A 20,451-nucleotide genomic window follows, 5' to 3' on the forward strand; every position below is an offset into this window, starting at 1 on the left:
GGGTAGAAACTGCAAACTACGTAGTTATTTAGCATAAGCATTTTGGGTTTTCACTGCTGGCGAGGGCGTAGAGGAGTGGGCGCTTGAGTGGCGGAACAAAAGGTAAGGCTACTTCATCTCTTTACTTGACATAATGTACATTATCGGATTGAGGTTTGGGGGGGTTAGAACAAATGCGTCACCAAATTTACTTATCTGCACTTTTGCTACTGGAGGCTATTTAGAAGTATTTTCGTTTTACAAACTGTTACCATCAAAGACGGAGAAAAATCCACGCGCAATAATGTCGGAAGGGACAGACAACGAATGGCACTTCAGTGGAACAACCTGGATCAAAAAGCAGTCGATATGGCGAAAATATTGGCTGGTGACGCTGTAGAAAAAGCCGGTAGCGGACATCCGGGAACTCCGATTTCTTTAGCGGCCGCCGCCTATTTGCTCTATCAACGCCATCTTCGTTTTGACCCGCAAGATTCACGTTGGCTAGGGCGAGATCGCTTTGTACTTTCCGCTGGTCACGCCTCACTTTTGCAATATATTCAGCTCTATCTGGCTGGTCAAAGCATGGAGCTAGAAGATTTGAAAAATTTCCGCACTTTTGGTTCCTATACCCCAGGTCACCCCGAGTATGGGCACACAAAAGGGGTGGAAATCACTACCGGGCCACTAGGTTCTGGTTTTGCAGCGGGTGTCGGATTCGCTATGGCTTCAAGGCGTGCCCACGGGATGCTGGATCCGCAAGCGCCTCTTGGTGAGAGTCCCTTCGACTATAATGTTTATGTTATTGCTGGTGATGGCTGTCTCCAGGAGGGTATTTCCGGGGAAGCCTCTTCCCTAGCTGGTGTACAGGATTTGGGTAACCTTATCGTTATCTGGGATGACAATCATATTTCTATTGAAGATGACACTAATGTTTCTTTCCAAGAGGACGTGCTAAAACGCTATGAGGCTTACGGGTGGCACACTCAGCGGGTTGATTGGCTGAGTGCAGATGGTTCTTACCAAGAAGATGTTAATGCCCTAGATGAAGCGATTTGTGTGGCTAAAGCCGAGAAAACCAAGCCCTCTATTATTGCTTTACGGACCATAATCGGCTGGCCCTCCCCCTCTAAACAAAATACTGGAGTAATTCACGGAGCAAAGCTGGGGGCAGAAGAACTCAAGGGATTAAAGGAAGCCTTGGGTGCTGACCCTGAAAAGATGTTTGTCGTTGATGAGCAGGTCTTAAAACATACCCGCGAAAATGCTGCCTCACGCGCGGAAAACGCTCATCTAGATTGGGATAAACGCTTTGCAGAATGGAAACAAGCAAACCCGGATAAGAATCAGCTTTTAGAACGTATTTTAGCTGGAAAACTACCTGATGAAATTGAGGCAGTTCTCCCCGTGTTTCCTGCCGGGCAGGCGCTGGCCACGCGGGCGGCTTCCGGAAAAACTATCTCCGCCATCGGTTCGGTTATGCCGGAATATTGGGGCGGTTCAGCTGATTTAGCGGAATCAAATAACACGGTTATTGCCGGCTCAACCAGTTTTATCCCAGAATCTGCGCAAACTGGGAAATGGAAGGGTAATCCCTATGGTCGGATACTGCATTTTGGGGTGCGCGAACACGCGATGTCTGCGGTAATGAACGGGATAGCCGTTGATGGTTTAACCAGGGTTTTTGGAGGTACGTTCTTTGTATTCAGCGATTATATGCGCGGAGCGGTACGCCTTTCAGCCCTAATGAACATTCCGGTAACCTATGTGTGGAGTCATGACTCTATCGGGGTTGGCGAGGATGGGCCAACTCATCAACCAGTTGAACACTTAGCGTCCTATCGGGCTATTCCTAATCTGGCGATTGTTAGACCGATGGATGCTAACGAGACCGCAGCCGCGTGGCTTGCGATTTTGCGGCAAAGAGGACCGGTAGGGTTAATCCTTACCCGCCAGGTTGTTCCCACCTATGAACGCGAAGATATGGAGGGTGCGGGAAGCGATGCCTTGGCTAGCGCTGAAAACGTGGCAAAGGGGGCATATATTCTAGCTGATACCGATGGGCAGCCTGATGTTATCCTGATGGCTTCTGGTTCTGAAGTTCAACACGCTCTTACAGCCCGTAAAGAACTAGCTAAAGAAGATATAGCAGCTCGCGTAGTATCCGTTCCCTGTATGGAATGGTTTAAATCTCAGGATGCTTCCTATCGGGAACAGGTGTTACCGTCGGCAGTTAAAGCTCGAGTTTCGATTGAGGCAGGGATAGTAGATTCCTGGCGGACCTGGGTTGGCGATAATGGCGAAAGTATCGGGATAGACGGTTTTGGTCTGCCGGGCGCACCCGGTGAACTGTTTGAGCATTACGGTTTAGACAGTTCACAGGTGGTTGCGGCGGCTAAACGTTCCCTGGCGCGGGTACGGTCCTAAACATTTCCGAAAGAAGCTTTTGTAGACAAGCAGAACCTTAAAATATCCACCGATTTTTCGATGCCTCTATCTTCGGTTTCCTGTCTCGCTATGGGAAACAAATGGTTGCAACGAAGATGGTGACTAATTAAGTCTGTTTTTCAGCTATGCGAACACGCGCAATCTGAAACATAATTCTTGAGATTTCTTCTAGTATTCAAAAGGAAATGAACAGGGGTACCCAATGACCAAATTGTGCAGGTAGTCAGAGTGAAGAAAGCTAAATCGCCGTTAAAAGGTATTCCTAAAAGCAAATCTTTAGTTAAATCGGCGATGGCAATACCGGTGAAAATTTCAATAAATATAATGGAAATGAATTTGATAATAAAACCTGCAAAAGTTTCGCTAATTAAAGCAAAACATAACTAATAACTAGCGCCCCAAAATATTGTTATTAAAAACCAAAATATAGTGTTTGTATGCATTCCTATTAAATCGGGAAGATGGTAACGTAATCCGAAAAATACTCCCAGTATTACAATAATTCCAGAAACGAGCCAACCGATATTTATTTTTGCGTTCATGAGTACATCCTTGCTACATTCCTTATAGGATGTCTGCTATTTAGATATGGGAAACAGGTGACACGATAATTCTAGCAATAGCAAGTTAGCTGGTCTAGCATTTTAAGAAATATGTAGCTAAGATATTTTCTTTTCCGGCGTAACGGTGTCGAACTCTATTAGCTCTCCTGTTAGAATAGGGCAGGTATATCGGCTAGCACTTTGGCTGAGCAGCAAGGAGAATTATTTACTATGGCAGAGCGGGCACTACGCGGCACAAGTATCGGTTCAAAAAGCCTAGAGACAGAGGACGGCGTAGTATTCGCCCAAAGACGCGAAAGCCTCTATATATGCCCTAAAGGACACCGCTACCACATGACTTTTGCTGCCGAGGTAGCAGCTCCTGCCCAGTGGGAATGCAAATGCGGAGAAATGGGTGAGCTTCAATATGAAGAACCCGCCGAAGAAGAAGATTCTAAACCGCTGCGTCCCCAACGTACCCACTGGGATATGCTCATGGAGCGTCGCAGTGAAGAAGAGCTAGAAATACTATTAAAAGAACAACTCGAAGTACTTCATTCCGGAGCACTAATGGACGGGGTACATTACCGCTAGTCTTTGGGTATTAACCCTACCCTTTAGCGCCAACCATTTTGACTTATCGCGCACAAAACAAAGCAAAATAGCGGAGGAGCTCTCCCGTCTTATGGCTCTAGGCTTCGCTTTGCGCTCGTCCTAAGGCACTTAAACGGTCGTTGATTCCCCAACGGGTAACTTTAGTGAGCGCTTCTAGAATAATTGCGCTAGACATTTTCGACGATCCGGCCGCGCGTTCTTGAAAAGTAATCGGCACCTCGACAATATCTCCCCCACAGCGTACCGCCCGGCGGGTCATATCAATCTGAAAACAGTAACCACGAGAATCCAAATCCTCTAAACCCAAACCGGACAAAAAATCTAGACGATAAACCCGAAAACCAGCGGTAGCATCCCCGATGCCCAGATTTAACCAAGCCGCGATATAGGCATTGCCCGCTCTGGATAGGGCTTCGCGCATACGCGACCAGCCCTCAAGTCGTCCTCCCCGAATCCAGCGTGAACCAATCACCAAATCTGGCTTGCTCGGCCAAAACCGGCGGGCAAGCAACTTGTGTAAATCCCGCACCCGATGAGAACCATCTGCATCCATTTGCACTACCCAGGTATAGCCCGCTTGCTGCGCCCAGGAAAAAGCAGCCAAATATGCCCGGCCTAGACCAGCTTTTTCCGGTCGGTGCAAAACTCGCACTCCCCTGTCTTTAGCGGCAATTTCATCAGCAATCTGACCGGTACCATCCGGGGAATTATCGTCAATAATTAGTAAATCTACCTGGGGTACATTACGGCGTAACTTCTGTATCTGTTTAGCTAAGGTTGCGGCCTCGTTATAAGTGGGAATCGCGATTACTGTATCCTTCATTTCTTGCCTTTCCCTTTTGGACTTTTCTGTAAGCGTCCTCTGCGCCCTTTACCTGAATCTTTCGTATCATGAGCGCAACTATTTGCAGAAACAGATCGATAGCGGCCTCGCCAAAAGCGCAGCCCAAACCCGAAACTGAGCACGAGCACAGCTCCTAAAAACCCCCAACGAACCAAAGCATCTTGGAGCGCGCCAAAACGAGCCTGAAAAGTAAGCGTATCGCGCAGAGGCAGGGCGGCTTGCAAAGTATCGGTCCGAAAAAGCCCTGACTGAGCCAAAACTTTTCCCTCGGGGTTAATCAAAGCACTCACTCCCCCAATCGCAACCTGGGCTACGGAGCGATTATATTCGAGGGCGCGAAAGCGAGCTATTTGTAGCTGCTGGCGCGACTGGTAAGAGTAACCAAAAGAAGAATTATTAGTTGGGAAAAATAAAACATTAGCGCCGGAATTGACCGTCTGGCGTACCAGAGAATCTAACGCCACCTCAAAACAGATGTTCGTACCCAAACGTGCCTTACCCACCTTGGCTATTCCCACTCGGTTACCCGCCACCATATCGCGTGGCAACATTTTTACTTGCTCGGGGAAGAGTTTGGAAACCAGGGTTCTGCCGGGAAGGAACTCGCCAAAAGGAACCGGTTTACGTTTGGTATAAACCGGTTTAATTTCGCCGTTATTAACCTGTAATACCTGGTTAGAGGTATTTTTTTCGGAATAAGAGAGCATACCAAAAACAATTGGGACTTTTAAGGATTGCTGTAGTAGGTGAAGATCATCTGCCCAAGCGGAATCTTTACCCAAATCAACATCTGCTGCCTGCTCTCCCCATAAAATCACCTCAGTAGGTTGCAGTTTCGCCTGGCGAGCTTGCCTAATATGCCCAGATAAAATAGTTCCCGGGTGGGCATAAACCTGTTCAATCGGCCAAGAAACTCCCCCCTGCATGGCGGCAACCCTAATCTGAGCAGTGTCCCGGCTGTCCCCTAAGGCTGTAAGACCCATTCCAGATGCGATTATCACCGCCAAGGCCAAAGCAAGGGCCACCAGATTAGGCATAGTCACATTCCAAGTCACGCTAACTAGAGCGGCTAGAATAAAAACCATTAAGAAAGCCATACCGCTTTCCCCTAGCAGAGGAATCCAGCCTTTAAGGGGACTGTCTACCTGCGAAAACCCCAGTAATCCCCAAGGCATTCCCGTCCAGGGAAAACTCGCCCTCCAAGCCTCAAGACCGGCATAGGAAAAAGCCGCCCACAACGACCATAAGGGGCTAGACAAATGCCGGAGTGCCAGGGTCGAAGCCGCCCAGGTCGTTAAGAATAAAGACTCACAAAAGGTCAGTGCAATCCAAGGGGTATTAAACCCAAGTGAAGTTGATACCCAACGGAAAAGCAGCAAAAAGAATAAGAAAGCCACAAGCCCCGAAATCGCTAGTGCGTACTTTTTGTCTGCCCGGCGCAACACCAATAGCCACGCTCCCATAGCTAGCCAGGGCGCAAACCAATGACTTCCCCAAGACGAAGGAAATGCCAATAGTAAAGCGGCAGCAATAGCGACGGAAGCAAAAAAAGTCCAAAAACCGCGAACTAGAAATCGGACCACGCCACCACCCCTCGCAAAATCAGCTTTTGGGCTTTACGGGCGCTAGCAGAGGTTTCCACACTTCCAATCGTCTCTAATTGTCGAAGCACATCCAATAACTGTTTCATCGCCCGCACAAAATCACCAGCTTCCAAGCCGCCCGCTTCGATTGCCACTGCGAGCGGCTTACCCTTAGCCCAGGCATAGGTGGCAGCCACCAGTGCGCACGAAGATTGCGGAATCTTAGGCGCCCCCAACTCGCTTTGAATAGCTCGCAGATTCTCGGCCAAGGCTTCAATCCGATTAACCACCGGTTTAAGCGAGGACGGAACCGGAGCCCCGGACACCTCCCGCCGCGCCTCATAACTAGCAGCGCTGCAAGCGGCTGCCAGACGCGCCGGAGACAATCCCGCAAACACGTCTTGAAGCACGCATTGAGCAATCAATAAATCATATTCACTATAGATACGAGCAAGAACCTGCCCAGCTTCGCTAACCTTTCCATCAGCCGATAAATAATCCAAACGCTTCAAGACCGCCACAACCCGGTCAAAAGTATTCACCAGTTTCCCTTCGGAAATCTCAACCTGACGTCTGAGCTTAATGGCCTGCCGCTCGAGGCGAACCCACCGGGAAGCCTTCTTCAAATGCTCTCGCACCTTTGGGCAGTGAGCAACCTGGTGAGAAACCACCATCTCCTCTAAACGCTGTTCACTCAGATTACTAAGCTCGGTATCGATTATTTTCCCCTGAGTACCGGTGTTAGCCCCCAACTTATCCACCTGAGAAGAAGATGAAACTGCCGATGAGCCAGCTAAGGCTGGAAGCGATGGTAAAGAAGCGGAAGAAGTAGGCGGATCTGGAAACAAATTATCGCGCACCGCTAAACGCAGCTTCGATGCTAAGCGTTGCCGATCACGAGGTTTACGCTCCGAATAATCCTCGACCAGCATTTGCCCCACTAACGCCAAATCACCCGCCAGATAGTTACTAGAAAAATCTCTAAGCTTCGCGTTATCTTCAAGCACCCGCAAACTAATCTCCCCGCTGCGGGTAAACGATTTCTTCATCACTACCCCGTGGCGAGTTCTTTGACCATTGGGATAGACCAGAACATCTCCGCGTTTTAGACAGCGAAATAACTCATTGCGCTGCCTCAGCTGCTCGCGGGCAAGAGCTCTAGCCCGGTCAGCGTCCCGGGATTGCAATTCGGAATGTAGCCTGACGTATTCGTAAATATCTCCCTGGGAACACTCTAAAGTTCCCGAAGCAATAATTTTATCGGCTTCCTTTTGTTTTTCCTTAGCCTGCTGCGCTTTACCCACCAGGGAGCGGTCTGCTTGGAACTGTGCAAAAGAGCGCCGCAAAATATCGCGAGTTTCGCTTATCGAACCGCGACTTAGCAGATTAACCGCCATATTATAGGTGGGAGTAAAAGCCGACTTCAAGGGATAGGTACGTCTGGAAGCCAGACCAGCCACGATAGCCGGATCTATACCGGGACGATAAATAACAATCCCATGCCCCAAGGTGTCAATGCCGCGCCGACCTGCCCTTCCGGTTAGCTGAGTGTATTGCCCCGCTGTGAGCATTTGGAACTCATGCCCATCCCATTTGCGTAGCGATTCAATCGTCACCGAACGCGCTGGCATATTGATTCCTAGGGCGAGGGTCTCGGTTGCTAGCACCACTTTTAGCAGACCCGCTGCGAACATTTTCTCTACGGCCTCTTTAAGTACGGGTAGCAACCCGGCATGATGAACGGCAATTCCGCGTCTGAGACCAGCAAAAAGAGGGTCTAAACCTAAAGCAAAAAAATCATGCCCCGGAATATTTTCCGCAATATCGTCCAGATAGCTTTGGATTTGTTGCTTTTCCTGGGGATTAGTTAAATCCATTCCTGCTGCTATCAGCTGTTTTTGTCCCTGATCGCAACGAGAACGCGAAAAAATAAACACGATTGCCGGTAAGAGATTACTTTCCTGGAGCTGCGCTACTGCTGCCGGTAAACTGGTGTGACTTCCTGCCCTGCTCTCCCCTAGGCTCTGGCGGGTCTGGGCAAGCAATGCCGGGTTTAGCCGGCTTTTACCGCCTTTAGTTTTAGTTTCGAGGTCGAATAGACGTCCTCCCACAAACATATGTTGATAAAGTGGCACGGGACGTTTTTCGGAAACCACAATCTCAAGGTTCCCGCGTACTTCCCGTAACCACTGCCCGAATTCTTCCGCATTAGACACTGTGGCAGATAGGGCAATCACTTTGACCTGGCTGTCAAGATGTAAAATAACTTCTTCCCATACCGGACCGCGATAACGGTCAGCTAAGTAATGAACTTCGTCAAGAATAACGAAACCTAAATCCTCTAGGCGTTTATCTTGACGGTAAAGCATATTACGCAGCACTTCGGTAGTCATTACCACGATGGGAGCCGCGGGATTTACCGAAACATCTCCAGTCAGCAGCCCCACGTTTTCACTACCGTAGCTGGCAGAAAAATCCCGGAATTTTTGATTAGATAGCGCCTTGATTGGAGTGGTATAGAAGGCTCTCAGCCCCCTTTTTAACGCTAAAAATAGGGCGAAATCCCCTACCAGGGTTTTTCCTGATCCGGTGGGGGCGGCAACTAACACTGATTTGCCTGCCTGTAGAGCATCAATAGCGCGCAGCTGAAAATCATCTATAGGATAGTCGAAGCGACTAGCAAAGTCATTGACTTCCCCTCTTATTTGGTTGCGTTTAAAACTAGCTAGCTTTTGAGCCGGTGAAAGCTGCTCCCAATCTTGGGTCGGTAAGGAGGAAGAATGATTTTTACGCCTACGCTTGCGGGGCATCTATATCAGCCCCAGTTTCTCCCAGCGCTCCTTAGCGGAATCTAGGCGCCGGTAACGCCGAACCTGGCGGCTAAGTGCTACCTGCTGGCGAACTTGATGGGCTTGAGCTAAGGTGGCGGGGTCGCCGCTAGCTCCGGGGGCGCGTAGCGGGGTAAGCGGAGCTGCCTCCTGTAAATCATTTAGGGGATCAGATAGCCTTGATGCCTGTTCTCCAAATACCCGGAAAGTTGTATTGACCTTGCGGAACAGCCAGATAAACATGACGATTGGGCAGATTATCGCTGCCAGAATTCCGAGCGTCCACAACGCAAATAGTAACCAATACACATATATAAGCCTACCTGTTTATTATCCACGCGGTCACCTAGACTTCGCTTAGGATAAAAATATGATGCTACGTGAGGGACAGGTGGAAGCTGTCCATGACTTTAAGGGGTCTCAAGAGCTGACGGTGACCATAACCGCTTGCCCCGATAATGCGGAACAATTTTTTATAGGACAAAAAGTGCAGGTGCTTTCCTACCCGCAGCTAATCGGAAAAATTCTTTGCGGCGATAGGGTGCGTTTTGACTGTTCACCATTGCAGAGAAACCTGGGGACTGGTGGATTTGGACTGGTAACCTCCCTTTGTGAGCGTCTGCCCGCTGATGAACTTCCCGCCAATGACGGTCACATTATGAAAGCGCGCTATAGTCCCAGTCAATACCTGGTTTCGGCGCTGGAGGAGCAACAATCTCCCTGGCATGAATCAATGAGCCGGGCAGAAAACCTTGAGGGGATGCCGGTGGTGGGGATTGATTTACATTCCCAGTTACCGGCGGTAATCGCCGGAATCAGAGCAGAAAATCCCGGCGCAAAAATCGTCTATGTATATACCGATGGCGGCGCGCTTCCCGCATTTTTTTCGAGAAACATTTCGCTCTTACGCCAAAATCAATGGCTAGCCTCAGTAATTACTGCTGGGCAGGCTTTCGGTGGCGACTTAGAAGCAATCAATACCTTTTCCGCCCTCTTAGCCGCTCAGCACGTCGTAAACGCCGATAATGCGATTGTGGGGCAAGGGCCGGGTAACGCCGGTAGCGGCACTCCCTTTGGGTATTCCGGTTTCGACCTTTCTGCTTTCCTCACTCAGGCTGCTTTAGGAGGAGGGCGTCCTATCTGTGCCTTGCGGATTTCTAAGGCTGATGCTCGTCCTCGCCATCAGGGAATCTCTCATCATAGCCTCCGGATTTTGTCGGGGTTTGTGCCGGTTGCTCTCACGGTGCCATTTCCGGTGTTTTGTGGCGAGGGCGGGGGGCAAGCCGAACTGATTGAAGCGGATTTTTCAAAGCTACTAGAACAGCAAAGTCGGCTTATTAGCTCCCATCATGAGTTAAAACGGTGTTCTACGGTTGGGCTTTACGCAGCGCTATCGACCTGTCCGGTGAATCTTTCAACTATGGGGCGGTCACTAAATCAGGATAGCGCTCAGTTTTTATCGGCGGCGGTTGCCGGGCGAGTGGCAGCGCAAATGCTGTAATTGGCTCTTAGGCAAAGGTTATTGCTTTAGAAAACCCGCTACCCAAGGCGAAGCAAAACTATATTTAGATACGGGCGGAAAGTAGCTGGGTAACCAAAATCCCCTGTGCTCCTAAGGCGGCCAGCTTATCAACCACCCCATGTACTTCACTACGCTTACACATAGCGCGTACCGCTAACCAGTGAGAATCTTGCAGAGAAGAAATCGTAGGGGAAGAGATTCCGGGAGTAAAATATACTGCCTGTTCTAACTGATCCCTTTGTACATTGTAGTCAAGTAACACGTAGTTGCGGGCGGTTAATACCCCGCCCAGACGCTGCCGGAGAACCTCTAGACCTCGGCGAGTTACCGATTGCGGATTGGCAATTAGCACCGCCACCGACTTCATTACTGGTTCCCCAAAGACTTCCAGCCCCGCAGCTCGCAAGGTATTGCCAGTTTCTACCACATCAGCAATCGCATCTGCCACCCCCAAACGCACCGCTGACTCTACTGCTCCATCTAGATGAACAGTAGTTGCCTCCACCTGATGTTCAGCCAGGTAGTCTTGCATAATTCGGTCAAAAGAGGTGGCAATCCGTTTGCCTTGCAAATCGTGGACACTGCTCATAGTGCCTTTAGGGGCTGCTAGACGGAACGTAGAAGCCCCATAGCCCAGTTCGCACACCTCGGTAGCTTTAACCCCAGAGTCTGCTAATAAATCCCGTCCCGTGATGCCAGCATGGATATATCCAGCACCGACGTATTGGGCAATATCACGCGGCCGGAGGAAAAAAATCTCCACCTTATTGTTGTGATCAACAATATGTAGTTCCCGACCGCGTCTGCGGGTGCGATATCCGGCCTCGGAAAGAAGCTTTATTGCTGGTTCGGACAAACCACCCTTATTTGGGACAGCTATACGTAACATATTTTCCCTAGAGTTTACGGTAGACATCTTCGAGGCTAACCCCTTTAGCAATCATCATTACTTGCGCGTGATAGAGCAGCTGGGAAACTTCTAAACAAAAATCATCCCGGCTTTCATATTCGGCTGCCATCCAGGTTTCAGCGGCTTCCTCTACCAGTTTTTTGCCGATTGCATGTACCCCGGCATCGAGTTCTTTAACGGTTCCAGAACCTTCGGGACGTTCATTAGCTTTCAGTTTTAGCTCGGCAAATAGGTCTTCAAAACTTTTCATATCTTCAAGGTTAGTTGGTTTCTAAAAATAATGCGCAAACGATTCATTATCGTAGGTGAATAAGCGCTGTTCTAGTTTTCTAAACCGCTTATGTCGGATGCTTTACTTTAGAATCGTTAAAGAATAAATGTTTGATGCCCGTTAAGTTTATACCGATAAACCATTCCCAGCTTTAATGATTTATATGGTGATTAGCGATTTGACGCAACTGTTCGACCTCGTTAAAAGCATCATCAGCCTTATATACCGCTGAGCCAGCCACAAATACATCCGCCCCGGCTTCGGCGGCTTTAGTGATGGTTTCCCGATTGATTCCCCCATCTACTTGCAAAGCTACCTGCAAATTCGCCGCAGAAATAGCTTTGCGGGCACGACGTACTTTGCCCATCATGGATTCTAAAAAGGCCTGTCCCCCGAAGCCCGGCTCTACGGTCATCACCAAGAGCATATCCAGTTCACTAAGCAAATCAATATAGGGGGTAATATCGGTAGCGGGTCGCAGCGCCATTCCGACTTTCGCTCCCTGGGCACGAATTTCCCGAGCTAAACGGATAGGGGCGATAGCGGCTTCGGCATGAAAAGTAACCGAGGCACAGCCAGCCTCGGCATAGGCAGGAGCGTAGCGATCGGCGTCCTCAATCATTAAATGCGCATCTACCGGCAAAATATTTTCCCGAATAACTGCCTCTACTACCGGAAGTCCCCACGACAAATTAGGAACAAAATGGTTATCCATCACGTCCACATGGGCATAATCGGCGTTCCTAATTTTTTTGATTTCACTTGCCAGATTGGCGATATCACAGTTAAGTATTGATGGAGAAATAGTAACTGCCATAGTTAAACCCCTTTTCGATTTTTCGCGATTACCACAGCAAACATCGCGTCACTGCTGTGAATATGAGGCCAAAGTTGCAGGTATTTATCCGCGCACCCGAGCGAGCTTGGCCAGGCATCAGCTGCAATCAGCTGACCTATAGCATCCCCTAGATCTAAAAGTTGCCCGTCACCGCGTTCTTTCAAAACTCGCTCTACCAGGAAAGTGGTTTCCGCCGGATGCGGAGAACAAGTAGCGTAAATAACCAGGCCGCCCTCACGGCATACGTCCAGGGCACGACCAAGTAGTCGTGCCTGCAAGGCGGTGATTTCGGGAATCGTTTCATTGCGGGAACGGTAACGTGATTCTGGGTGACGGCGCAGCGCCCCCAATCCGGTACAGGGAGCATCCACGAGAACCCGGTCAAATCCCCCCTCACGGGAGGGAAAATCTGTACCATCTTTACATACAACTTCGACGTTATCTAGAGCCTTAACCGAATCTTCCACCAGTTTTGCGCGGTGAGGACTGATTTCGTTGGCGAAAACCTTTGCCCCGCGTTCTCGTCCTAAAGCCGCCATTAATGCGGTCTTACCACCCGGTCCGGCACATAAATCCAGCCAGATTTTATCGCGACCGCTCAGCGGATATTCAGCAGCTAAACCGGCTATTAACTGAGAACCCTGGTCTTCTACTGCTGCCTGTCCGTTAATAACTGCCTCTAAATCCGCTGGGTCTCCCCCGGACACAATTAACCCCCAGGGGCTAAGAGTAGAATAGGCTACGTCTTGTTCGCTTTCTTCAACCCTATCCGCCAAGTCTTCGCGCGCAATCAGTCCTGGTCTAGCCACTAGATTTATATAGGGAGGACGATTATTGGCTGCAAGCAGCGCCTCAAGGCTAGCGTCATCAGCGGGAATCTCGGCTCCCAGCTTCTGATGCTCGCTGAGCGCGGCGCGGTAGGCGGCGATAATCCAAGCTGGATGGGAATAGCGCCTTGCTAAGCGAGCAGTAGGACTTAAGGAATTGAGTCGGCGCTGCAGCTCGTCCTCGCCCAGGCGTAGAGCCCCCCGTAAAACCCCGTTTACCAGTCCCGCTGCTCCCTGATTGACTTCTTGTTTCGCCAAATTAACCGATTCACTAACCGCAGCATGGGTGGGAACTCGCATATTTAACAATTGATGTAGGCCCATTCGCAAAATCACCAATACCGGTTTTTCCAGTGCAGCTACTGGGCGCGAGGAGCATTGTTCAATTATCCAGTCATAGTAGCCCTGACAACGCAGAGTTCCATAGGTCAATTCGGTAGCAAACCCGGCATCTCGCCCGCCAATCTGGGCACGGGTTAGCCTGGGCGGAAGTAACAAATTAGCGTAGGATTCCCGGGTCTCGACCGCCAGTAACACTTGGTAAACCAGGGTACGTACCCGGTCGGTTTGTGCTTGCCATTGCGTTGAATTACTCGCTTTTCTTTGCGGGCGTTTGACATACCGATTGCCCCGCGAGTTGGAAGATTGGCGTTTTTGAGGATATTTTTGCCTCACAAATCCCCCTCTGAACAGCTCGGTAGGGCGAAGAAAAATTCGTTGCCGTAATGCTGCCCGCGTCCCCAAGCATCTGCAGCCATTTCTTTTTTCCCGGCTGGAGTCACAAAAGTCAGTTTCACATCGTTAGTTGCTGTCCCTACCGTGACCTCGTGTTTAGTTATCTGTACCTGTCCAGGCGATAAAGTATTGTGATCTTTCATTTCAATTGCCGGATAAATAGTAATCCGCTTGCCATCAGGCAATACCGTCCATGCCCCCGGTTGAGAAGTAAAGGCACAAATCATATCTAAAACTGCCCCTGCCTCTTTATTCCAGGGAATCTGGGCATCGGCTTTGCTGAGCAAAGGTGCATAGCTGACCCCTTGACTAGATTGGGGGTGAGCTTTGGGAGTTCCTCCCTCTAAAGCCTTAAGTACGTGCGGAAGCAATTTAATTCCACTGTCGGTAAGGCGTTGTAAAAGCAGGTCGGCAGTAGTTTGCGGAGCGACCCTAATCGGATCGACCGCGTAGATAGGGCCGGTGTCCATGCCCTCATCTATCTTGAAAATGCTGACCCCGGTTATTTCTTCCCCCGCAATTCTTGAATGTTGTACCGGGGAGGCTCCGCGCCATTTCGGTAGCAGGGAATAATGCAGGTTTAGCCATCCATAGGGAAAAACTTCCAGCAAATCTTTAGGAATCAGCAGACCATAAGCCACTACCACCGCCACATCTACCTGCATTTGCGCAAAATCGGGACGCTGCTGAGCGTCTTTTAGAGAGGAGGGGGTGTAGACCTTTATGCCAGAGCGTTCGGCTAACTGGGCAACCGGAGAAGGGGTGAGTCTGCGTCCTCGCCCCGATTTAGCGGGAGGACGAGTTAGCACTGCAACCACTTCATGCTCGCTGGAAAGCAAATATTCCAAGACAGGTACTGCACTGGCGGGAGTACCGGCAAATAAGACACGCATATTCTTAATGCTATCAGTTAAGAAACTTCCTCAGGACATAGGGCAAGGATGTTTGCAAGGGAAAGCTAGAAGTCATACGGATCAACCTGTACTTTGACAGGCTCCCATTTTTTTCGGGAAGCCAGAGCCTGTAGGCGGCTAAGCTCGGCGCGTAGCTCTTCGCCTTGGTCTAGACGGGCGCGCACTATTACCTGCCAATCATTTCCAAAGCGAACTGGCTCTATAACTTGCATATCCGGAAAGTTTGCGCAGGCTAATAGCTGATTAAGGGTGTCTTTACTGGCGCGAATGGCTGCCATAGCTGCGGTGGGAGGGATTCCCACTTCAGCTCGTTCTTGAAGTTCTTTACTTGCCCACTCGCGAAATGTTCGCCGCTTAAAAGTGGTAGCAAGATACTCCCCTGGGTCGCCGCTGAGCATGATTTTGCCCTTTGCTGCCACTTTAGCTCCCAGATTTGCCCAGCGGCGCAGGGTTTGTTCCCCCGCCCAAATACGGTCAAGACTTATGAGCATTCCCGCATCTAATAGCAGCGCTCCCGCGTATCCGTTGCTGGCAACCGGTTCTTGATCCACCGTGGCCACTACCAGGGTCGGTTTAGTCCCAATGGGAGGTAAAGAATTATCAGCGTCACAATTGATAACTGGAATTTTGGGGAACGCAGCGGCGAGTTCCCTGCCGATACGCTGATGCCCGCGCACAGCTGCTCGAGCTTGCTGCGCCCCGCAGTTAGGACAGCGGAAGAAGAATGAATGACCACAACTGGGGCACAGGTAGTCATCCCCTCTTTGTTCTACCTGCCCCAAGCATTTTGGACAGCGCAGCGGAGCTGAACAGCGGGCGCAACTTAAGGCTTTTCGTCCTCCTCTTCGCCCTACCTGCACTAAAACCGGGCCATTTTCCAGGCAGCTTCGCAAAAACTGGATAGCGGTGGAGGAAATAGGGGTACGCCCGATAGATAAATCATCGCGTTGTTCATAATCAGGGGTAAAAATCTTGGGGAGCAGCACTGGAGTATTATTCATAGCTAGCTCACTAGCCCAAGAAGATAGCACTAAGGCTTGAGCTTGGGGAGAACGAGAGTAGCTACCTAATATCAGTGAACATTTTTCACTGTTTGCCCTCATCATTGCGACTTGGCGGCTATGCCAGTAGGGCGCGGTTTGCTCTTGATAGGTTTGCGCATTCTCGTCCCAAATCAGTAGCAGCGAAATCCTTTTGAGGGGGGCAAAAATGGCTGAGCGGGTTCCTACCACTAGGCGCGGATGGTTAAAACGGCACTGAAGATATGCCTGGTAGTGCCTGCCGCTAGATTTTTCAAAAAAGTATTTTAGGGGTGAGGGCGCATTAGCACCCTGGCTGGCGCTCCAATAGGAGCAAAACTCGCTAGCTTGGCGAGCAGTAGGGAAAAGACACAGGACGCTTCCCTTCGCTTTCAAAGCCACGCTGACTAGCTCACTAATCTGGTTAAAAGGAGCTACCCTATTAGGTTCGGGAATCGCCGACCAGACTACTCGTGCCAGGCGTTTATTTGCCAGCGAATCTAGCAATCCTTTTCCTTGGGGATAGTTTTCTATTTTGGGTTCGTCTCTTACGCTAAGGCAGTTAGTCTCCTGGCAGGGGGCTTCTCGGCTGGTCAGCGGCATTACCGGGGCAAAGTTGTTAGTAAAAAACTCTTTTTCTATCCCTGCCCGGCGATTAGGAATCGCCTGGTTTAAGACTTGAGAGATATTTCCCGCGTAACGGCTGACCACCTGCTGAGCAAGCTGGAAGGTTTTAGGTGAAACTAGCCCTCTGTCGCTAAGCACGCGACTAATAGGACGCAGGCGTTGCGAGGTTGCTTCTGGAGGTCGAATGTCCTTTACCCAGGCGTGCACCAGTTTTTCTCCAATCTTCACGCTTACCAGGCTGCCAATACGGGTTTTGCCTGCTAGGCGGGGCGGAATGGTGTAGTCAAGACCAATTGCGAGATGAAATACGGGAGTATCAGGGATTACTCTGGCAATGGAATCAGTGTTTTTCCATTTCCCAGCGGGTTTATCCGGTAAAGGAAGTAGCTCTTGCTGGTGACCGCGCTTGGTTTTACCCTCCTGGCGACTGCGTATCTGGGCGAGGGGGTCAAGGCCGCTCCAGCGCGGCATTTGATCTTTCACTGGCTATGCTGACCAATCAGGGACACAATCTGCGGGGCTATCTCAGATTTTTCTCCCCGGAACTGTCCGATTTCATTGCCTAGTTGATCAACTGCGCTAACCTGGGTGGCGGTGTCGCCAAATCCAGCTGTTTGACCGACTTTGTTGATAAAGAGAATATCGGCTCCTTTACGGCGAGCCTTTTCTTTGCCTAAATCTAAAACTGTTTCCCAAGATCCGGTCTCGGCGGCAAAACCGGTAACTATTTGTCCTGGCTGTTTATGTTCTGCTAGGTAAGCCAAAATATCGACCGTGGGACACAGGGTTAAAGAAAACTCGCCTTTTTCAGGTGTTTTCTTGATTTTTTGGGTTTGAAACTCTGCCGGTTTATAGTCAGCTACCGCGGCCGCCATCACCACTACCTGCATATTGGGTAAATACTTTGTAGCCGCGTTATACATTTCGGTGGCGGTGGGGGTGGGTAGAACTCTCACGCTATTGGGTAAAGCAGCCAGCACCTGAGGCTCTATATTAGCGGCCAACAAGGTAACGTTCGCGCCTTGCAGTCCAAAATGGCGAGCAATTTGAACCCCAAAAATCCCGGAGGAACGATTACCTAAGAAACGTACGGGATCTAGAGGTTCGCGGGTTCCCCCAGCGCTAACTAATACGTTCTTTCCTTGCCAGGGTTTAGGTGAAAGCAGGGATAAAATCTGCTCTACTATGCGATCTTCGCTAACCAGCCTGCCTAAACCGACATCCCCACTGGAAAGCTCTCCTAGGTCTGGACCAATGAAATGGACTCCGCGCCTCTTTAACAACTTCACGTTTTCTTGGGTAGCCGGATTATTCCACATATTGGTATGCATGGCGGGAGCCAGCAACAAGGGACAATCAGCAGCTAAAACCACGTTAGTTAGCATGTCATTGGCTAGACCGTGGGCTATACGTGCCAAAACATTAGCAGTGGCTGGAACCACAGCAATTAAATCCGCGTCCCTGGCAAGTTCTATATGTCCAACCCCTGTGCCCGGTTCATTAACTTGAGTGTAAACCGGATTTCCCGAAAGCGCTTGCCAGGTGAGCGCTCCTACCATTTCGAGAGCAGCGGGCGTGGGTATCACCCATACGTCAAATCCGGATTTACTGAGGGCACGCACAACATTAGTTGCCTTATAGGCAGCGATTCCTGCTCCGACCCCAATAATAACCCGGCGGCGCTTAGACATAATCTAGCTCGTCCTTTTAGGACTCGTCATGCTCTTTCAGGTTGAGTGCACCCTTGTCTATTTCCCGCAGGGCAATACTTAAGGCTTTATCTTCGGGATTGCAATCAATCAGGGGACCGGGAGTAGAAAACATTCCATCAGCAATCTCGAGATTGTAGGTGTTAATCTGGCGTGCCCGCTTGGCAGCATAGACCACCAAGGCATATTTGGACTCAACCTTTTCCAATAGGTCATCTATTGGGGGGTTAGTAATCCCCTCCGGGCTAGCAACAGTACCCGACATATTGTCCTCTCATTTCTTAACTTCACGGCTAAGCCGCATCTTCACAAAAAATCTTACGCTATTCCCATCAGGGCTGCTAGTTCACGCGCCGCCTGTTCGGGTTGATTATTAATCACAATGTGTTCAAATTCGCCTGCCGCCGCCAATTCGGTTTTTGCGGTTTCAAGCCGACGAGCAACTTCAGCTTCATCTTCAGTACCTCTACCGCGGAGCCGCTCTTCGAGGACGTGCTCATTGGGTGGGCTAAGGAAAATGAAACAAGCCTGGGGATAGCTTTGGCGTATCTGGCGGGCACCCGCCAGGTCTATCTCTAAAATAACGTCCCGTCCCAAAGCGAAATGCCGGTTAATCTCAGAACGTAAAGTTCCATACCGCGCCTTACCGTGAACGGTGGCCCACTCTAAAAAGCCGTCTTGGGCAATAAGCTCCTCAAAACGCGCATCCGATAGAAAGTGATAATCAATGCCATCCGTCTCCCCGGGGCGGGGCTGGCGGGTTGTAGCAGAGATTGCCACCTGAAGGTGCGGATAAGCCTTCCTTAGCGCTTTGAGGACGGTTCCTTTCCCCACTCCGGACGGGCCGACCAATACATATAACTGAGAATTTGCCATAGCTGTCTGTTCCCCTGGTTTCTAACATAAGAGTGTGGGACCCAAAATATTTTTGGATCCCACACTCTTATTTGCTTTAGGGCTGTTCTTAGCCGAAGCGGCGAACTAGCTCAGCGCGCTGGTGCTCACCTAGACCGCGGATACGGCGAGACTTGGCGATACCAATCTCTTCCATGACGGCGGCAGCGGTGGTAGCGCCCACGCGAGGCAGAGCTTCAAGCAGAGCCTGAACTTTCATCTTGCCCAAGTAAGGATCATCTTGAGCTTTTTTGATTACTTCAGACAGGGTTAGTTCCCGGTTCTTCAGCTTCGCCTTCGTTTCCGCACGAGCTTTACGAGCCATAGCGGCTTTTTCCAAAGCCTGTGCACGCTGTTCGGGAGTTAAAGAAGGAAGTGCCATTTAGTATTTACCTCTTCATCTAGATTTATGGGATAACAACACGAAAAAGATTAGTTGTTTCTATCTATTTAAGCCAAACCAACAAGCGAGTTTTGCCAGTTCACTTGCGAAAAATATCACTCATTTGCTCGGTTATTTGTCTTGCAGCCGCCTGTAAAGCGGGAACTTTAGGACCGGCGGAAGATATTCCCCGCGAAGTCGATGCCAGAACGCGATAGGCGCTATCGCCGAAAATTCTTTGTATATCTGCTGGTTGTGCCCCTTGTGCTCCGATTCCAGGCGATAAAATAGATCCAGAAAAGGAAGAAAAATCTATTCCTAAATCTTTGGCAGCTTCTCCGGTGGTAGCGCCGACAACCAAACCAATATCCTCAATGTGACCTTGATTACTATTGAGGATATTTGTCTGTTCAGCCTGTGAAATTATGTCCGCCGCCACGCTTTTACCAGTGGCACACCTGGCGTGCTGCACTTGGAATCCCTCGGGATTAGAGGTTAGAGCGAGCACATAAACTCCCCGGTTATTTTCACGCGCTAACTCTAAAACCGGAGATAAAGATCCATAACCTAAATACGGAGAAACCGTAATCGCATCTGCCGAAAGCGCCGACCCGTCCTCTAAATAAGCCCTGGCATAACCGGCCATCGTAGAGCCGATGTCTCCGCGTTTAACATCTAGAATACTAAGCAGGCTCGCCTGCCGACAAGCTGCAAGTACCTCTTCAAGAACCGCGATTCCCCGCGAACCAAAGCGTTCAAAAAAAGCCGATTGCGGTTTAACCACCGGTACCTGCCCCGCCATCGCTTCCACCAAGGTTAAAGCAAAAGTACGCAGCCCCTGCACGTTATCTGACAAACCCCATGCTGCTAACTGGGAAGGGTGAGGATCAATCCCCACGCAAACATTACCTAACCTGGTCATTGCCTGCTCTAGGCGAACTCCATAACGGCTCATGTCTCCTCC

General features: G+C 50.0%; 18 protein-coding genes. 3 read left to right on the forward strand and 15 right to left on the reverse strand.

The window, feature by feature from the left end; all coding sequences use genetic code 11:
* The first annotated feature begins 306 nt into the window (after positions 1–306).
* Entirely contained in the window at positions 307–2,406 is a 2,100-nt protein-coding gene (gene tkt, locus QZT94_RS03275; RefSeq protein ID WP_296762100.1) for a transketolase, read from the forward strand.
* Positions 2,407–3,200: 794 nt separating this feature from the next.
* Positions 3,201–3,563, forward strand: coding sequence for an RNA polymerase-binding protein RbpA (locus tag QZT94_RS03280; protein WP_072509662.1), 363 nt, complete (start codon positions 3,201–3,203; stop codon positions 3,561–3,563).
* 97 nt (positions 3,564–3,660) lie between these two features.
* Here QZT94_RS03280 and QZT94_RS03285 read toward each other — a convergent pair whose 3' ends face one another.
* The 4 genes from QZT94_RS03285 to QZT94_RS03300 are packed head-to-tail and all read right to left on the reverse strand — an operon-like array spanning position 3,661 to position 9,148.
* A complete protein-coding gene (locus QZT94_RS03285) occupies positions 3,661–4,407 on the reverse strand; it encodes a polyprenol monophosphomannose synthase (RefSeq protein WP_270625736.1) in 747 nt (248 codons plus the stop codon).
* A complete protein-coding gene (gene lnt, locus QZT94_RS03290; protein WP_296762334.1) occupies positions 4,404–6,011 on the reverse strand; it encodes an apolipoprotein N-acyltransferase in 1,608 nt (535 codons plus the stop codon). Before lnt ends, QZT94_RS03285 begins: the two co-directional genes overlap by 4 nt.
* A complete protein-coding gene (locus QZT94_RS03295; protein WP_296762336.1) occupies positions 5,996–8,821 on the reverse strand; it encodes a DEAD/DEAH box helicase in 2,826 nt (941 codons plus the stop codon). Before QZT94_RS03295 ends, lnt begins: the two co-directional genes overlap by 16 nt.
* Positions 8,822–9,148 carry a hypothetical protein gene (locus QZT94_RS03300; RefSeq protein ID WP_296762338.1) on the reverse strand — a complete coding sequence of 109 codons (327 nt, stop codon included), beginning with the start codon at positions 9,146–9,148 and terminating at the stop codon, positions 8,822–8,824.
* Between the two features lie 61 nt (positions 9,149–9,209).
* Here QZT94_RS03300 and QZT94_RS03305 point away from each other — a divergent pair, with 61 nt between their 5' ends.
* Positions 9,210–10,340, forward strand: a complete 1,131-nt coding sequence (locus tag QZT94_RS03305) for a DUF3866 family protein (RefSeq protein WP_296773167.1) — start codon at positions 9,210–9,212, stop codon at positions 10,338–10,340.
* A gap of 64 nt (positions 10,341–10,404) precedes the next feature.
* Here QZT94_RS03305 and hisG read toward each other — a convergent pair whose 3' ends face one another.
* The 11 genes from hisG to pyrF form a co-directional block, all read right to left on the reverse strand.
* Positions 10,405–11,250 (reverse strand): ATP phosphoribosyltransferase, encoded by an 846-nt coding sequence (gene hisG, locus QZT94_RS03310; protein WP_296762342.1) that lies wholly within the window; start codon positions 11,248–11,250, stop codon positions 10,405–10,407.
* 7 nt (positions 11,251–11,257) lie between these two features.
* Positions 11,258–11,521: a phosphoribosyl-ATP diphosphatase gene (locus QZT94_RS03315; protein WP_296762344.1), complete on the reverse strand. Its 264-nt coding sequence runs from the start codon at positions 11,519–11,521 to the stop codon at positions 11,258–11,260.
* Positions 11,522–11,693: 172 nt separating this feature from the next.
* Entirely contained in the window at positions 11,694–12,359 is a 666-nt protein-coding gene (rpe, locus tag QZT94_RS03320) for a ribulose-phosphate 3-epimerase (protein WP_296762346.1), read from the reverse strand.
* 2 nt (positions 12,360–12,361) lie between these two features.
* Complete coding sequence (locus QZT94_RS03325) at positions 12,362–13,882, reverse strand: transcription antitermination factor NusB (RefSeq protein WP_296762348.1); 1,521 nt, start codon at positions 13,880–13,882, stop codon at positions 12,362–12,364.
* Entirely contained in the window at positions 13,879–14,835 is a 957-nt protein-coding gene (fmt, locus tag QZT94_RS03330; RefSeq protein WP_270625752.1) for a methionyl-tRNA formyltransferase, read from the reverse strand. Before fmt ends, QZT94_RS03325 begins: the two co-directional genes overlap by 4 nt.
* A gap of 65 nt (positions 14,836–14,900) precedes the next feature.
* Positions 14,901–16,985 (reverse strand): hypothetical protein, encoded by a 2,085-nt coding sequence (locus tag QZT94_RS03335; protein WP_296762351.1) that lies wholly within the window; start codon positions 16,983–16,985, stop codon positions 14,901–14,903.
* Positions 16,982–18,193: a bifunctional phosphopantothenoylcysteine decarboxylase/phosphopantothenate--cysteine ligase CoaBC gene (coaBC, locus tag QZT94_RS03340; protein ID WP_270625756.1), complete on the reverse strand. Its 1,212-nt coding sequence runs from the start codon at positions 18,191–18,193 to the stop codon at positions 16,982–16,984. Before coaBC ends, QZT94_RS03335 begins: the two co-directional genes overlap by 4 nt.
* A gap of 16 nt (positions 18,194–18,209) precedes the next feature.
* Positions 18,210–18,476 (reverse strand): DNA-directed RNA polymerase subunit omega, encoded by a 267-nt coding sequence (gene rpoZ / locus QZT94_RS03345; RefSeq protein ID WP_072509650.1) that lies wholly within the window; start codon positions 18,474–18,476, stop codon positions 18,210–18,212.
* Positions 18,477–18,529: 53 nt separating this feature from the next.
* On the reverse strand, positions 18,530–19,087 hold the full coding sequence (gene gmk, locus QZT94_RS03350) for a guanylate kinase (RefSeq protein ID WP_296762354.1): 558 nt from the start codon (positions 19,085–19,087) through the stop codon (positions 18,530–18,532).
* Between the two features lie 88 nt (positions 19,088–19,175).
* The gene (gene mihF, locus QZT94_RS03355) at positions 19,176–19,487 is read right to left on the reverse strand and encodes an integration host factor, actinobacterial type (RefSeq protein WP_270625764.1); all 312 of its coding nucleotides are present in this window, start codon (positions 19,485–19,487) and stop codon (positions 19,176–19,178) included.
* Between the two features lie 100 nt (positions 19,488–19,587).
* Positions 19,588–20,442, reverse strand: a complete 855-nt coding sequence (gene pyrF / locus QZT94_RS03360) for an orotidine-5'-phosphate decarboxylase (RefSeq protein ID WP_296762356.1) — start codon at positions 20,440–20,442, stop codon at positions 19,588–19,590.
* Positions 20,443–20,451 lie beyond the last annotated feature (9 nt).

Origin of the sequence: Varibaculum sp., assembly GCF_008661855.1 — a bacterium.
In the GTDB taxonomy this organism is placed as follows: Bacteria; Actinomycetota; Actinomycetes; order Actinomycetales; family Actinomycetaceae; genus Varibaculum; species Varibaculum timonense_A.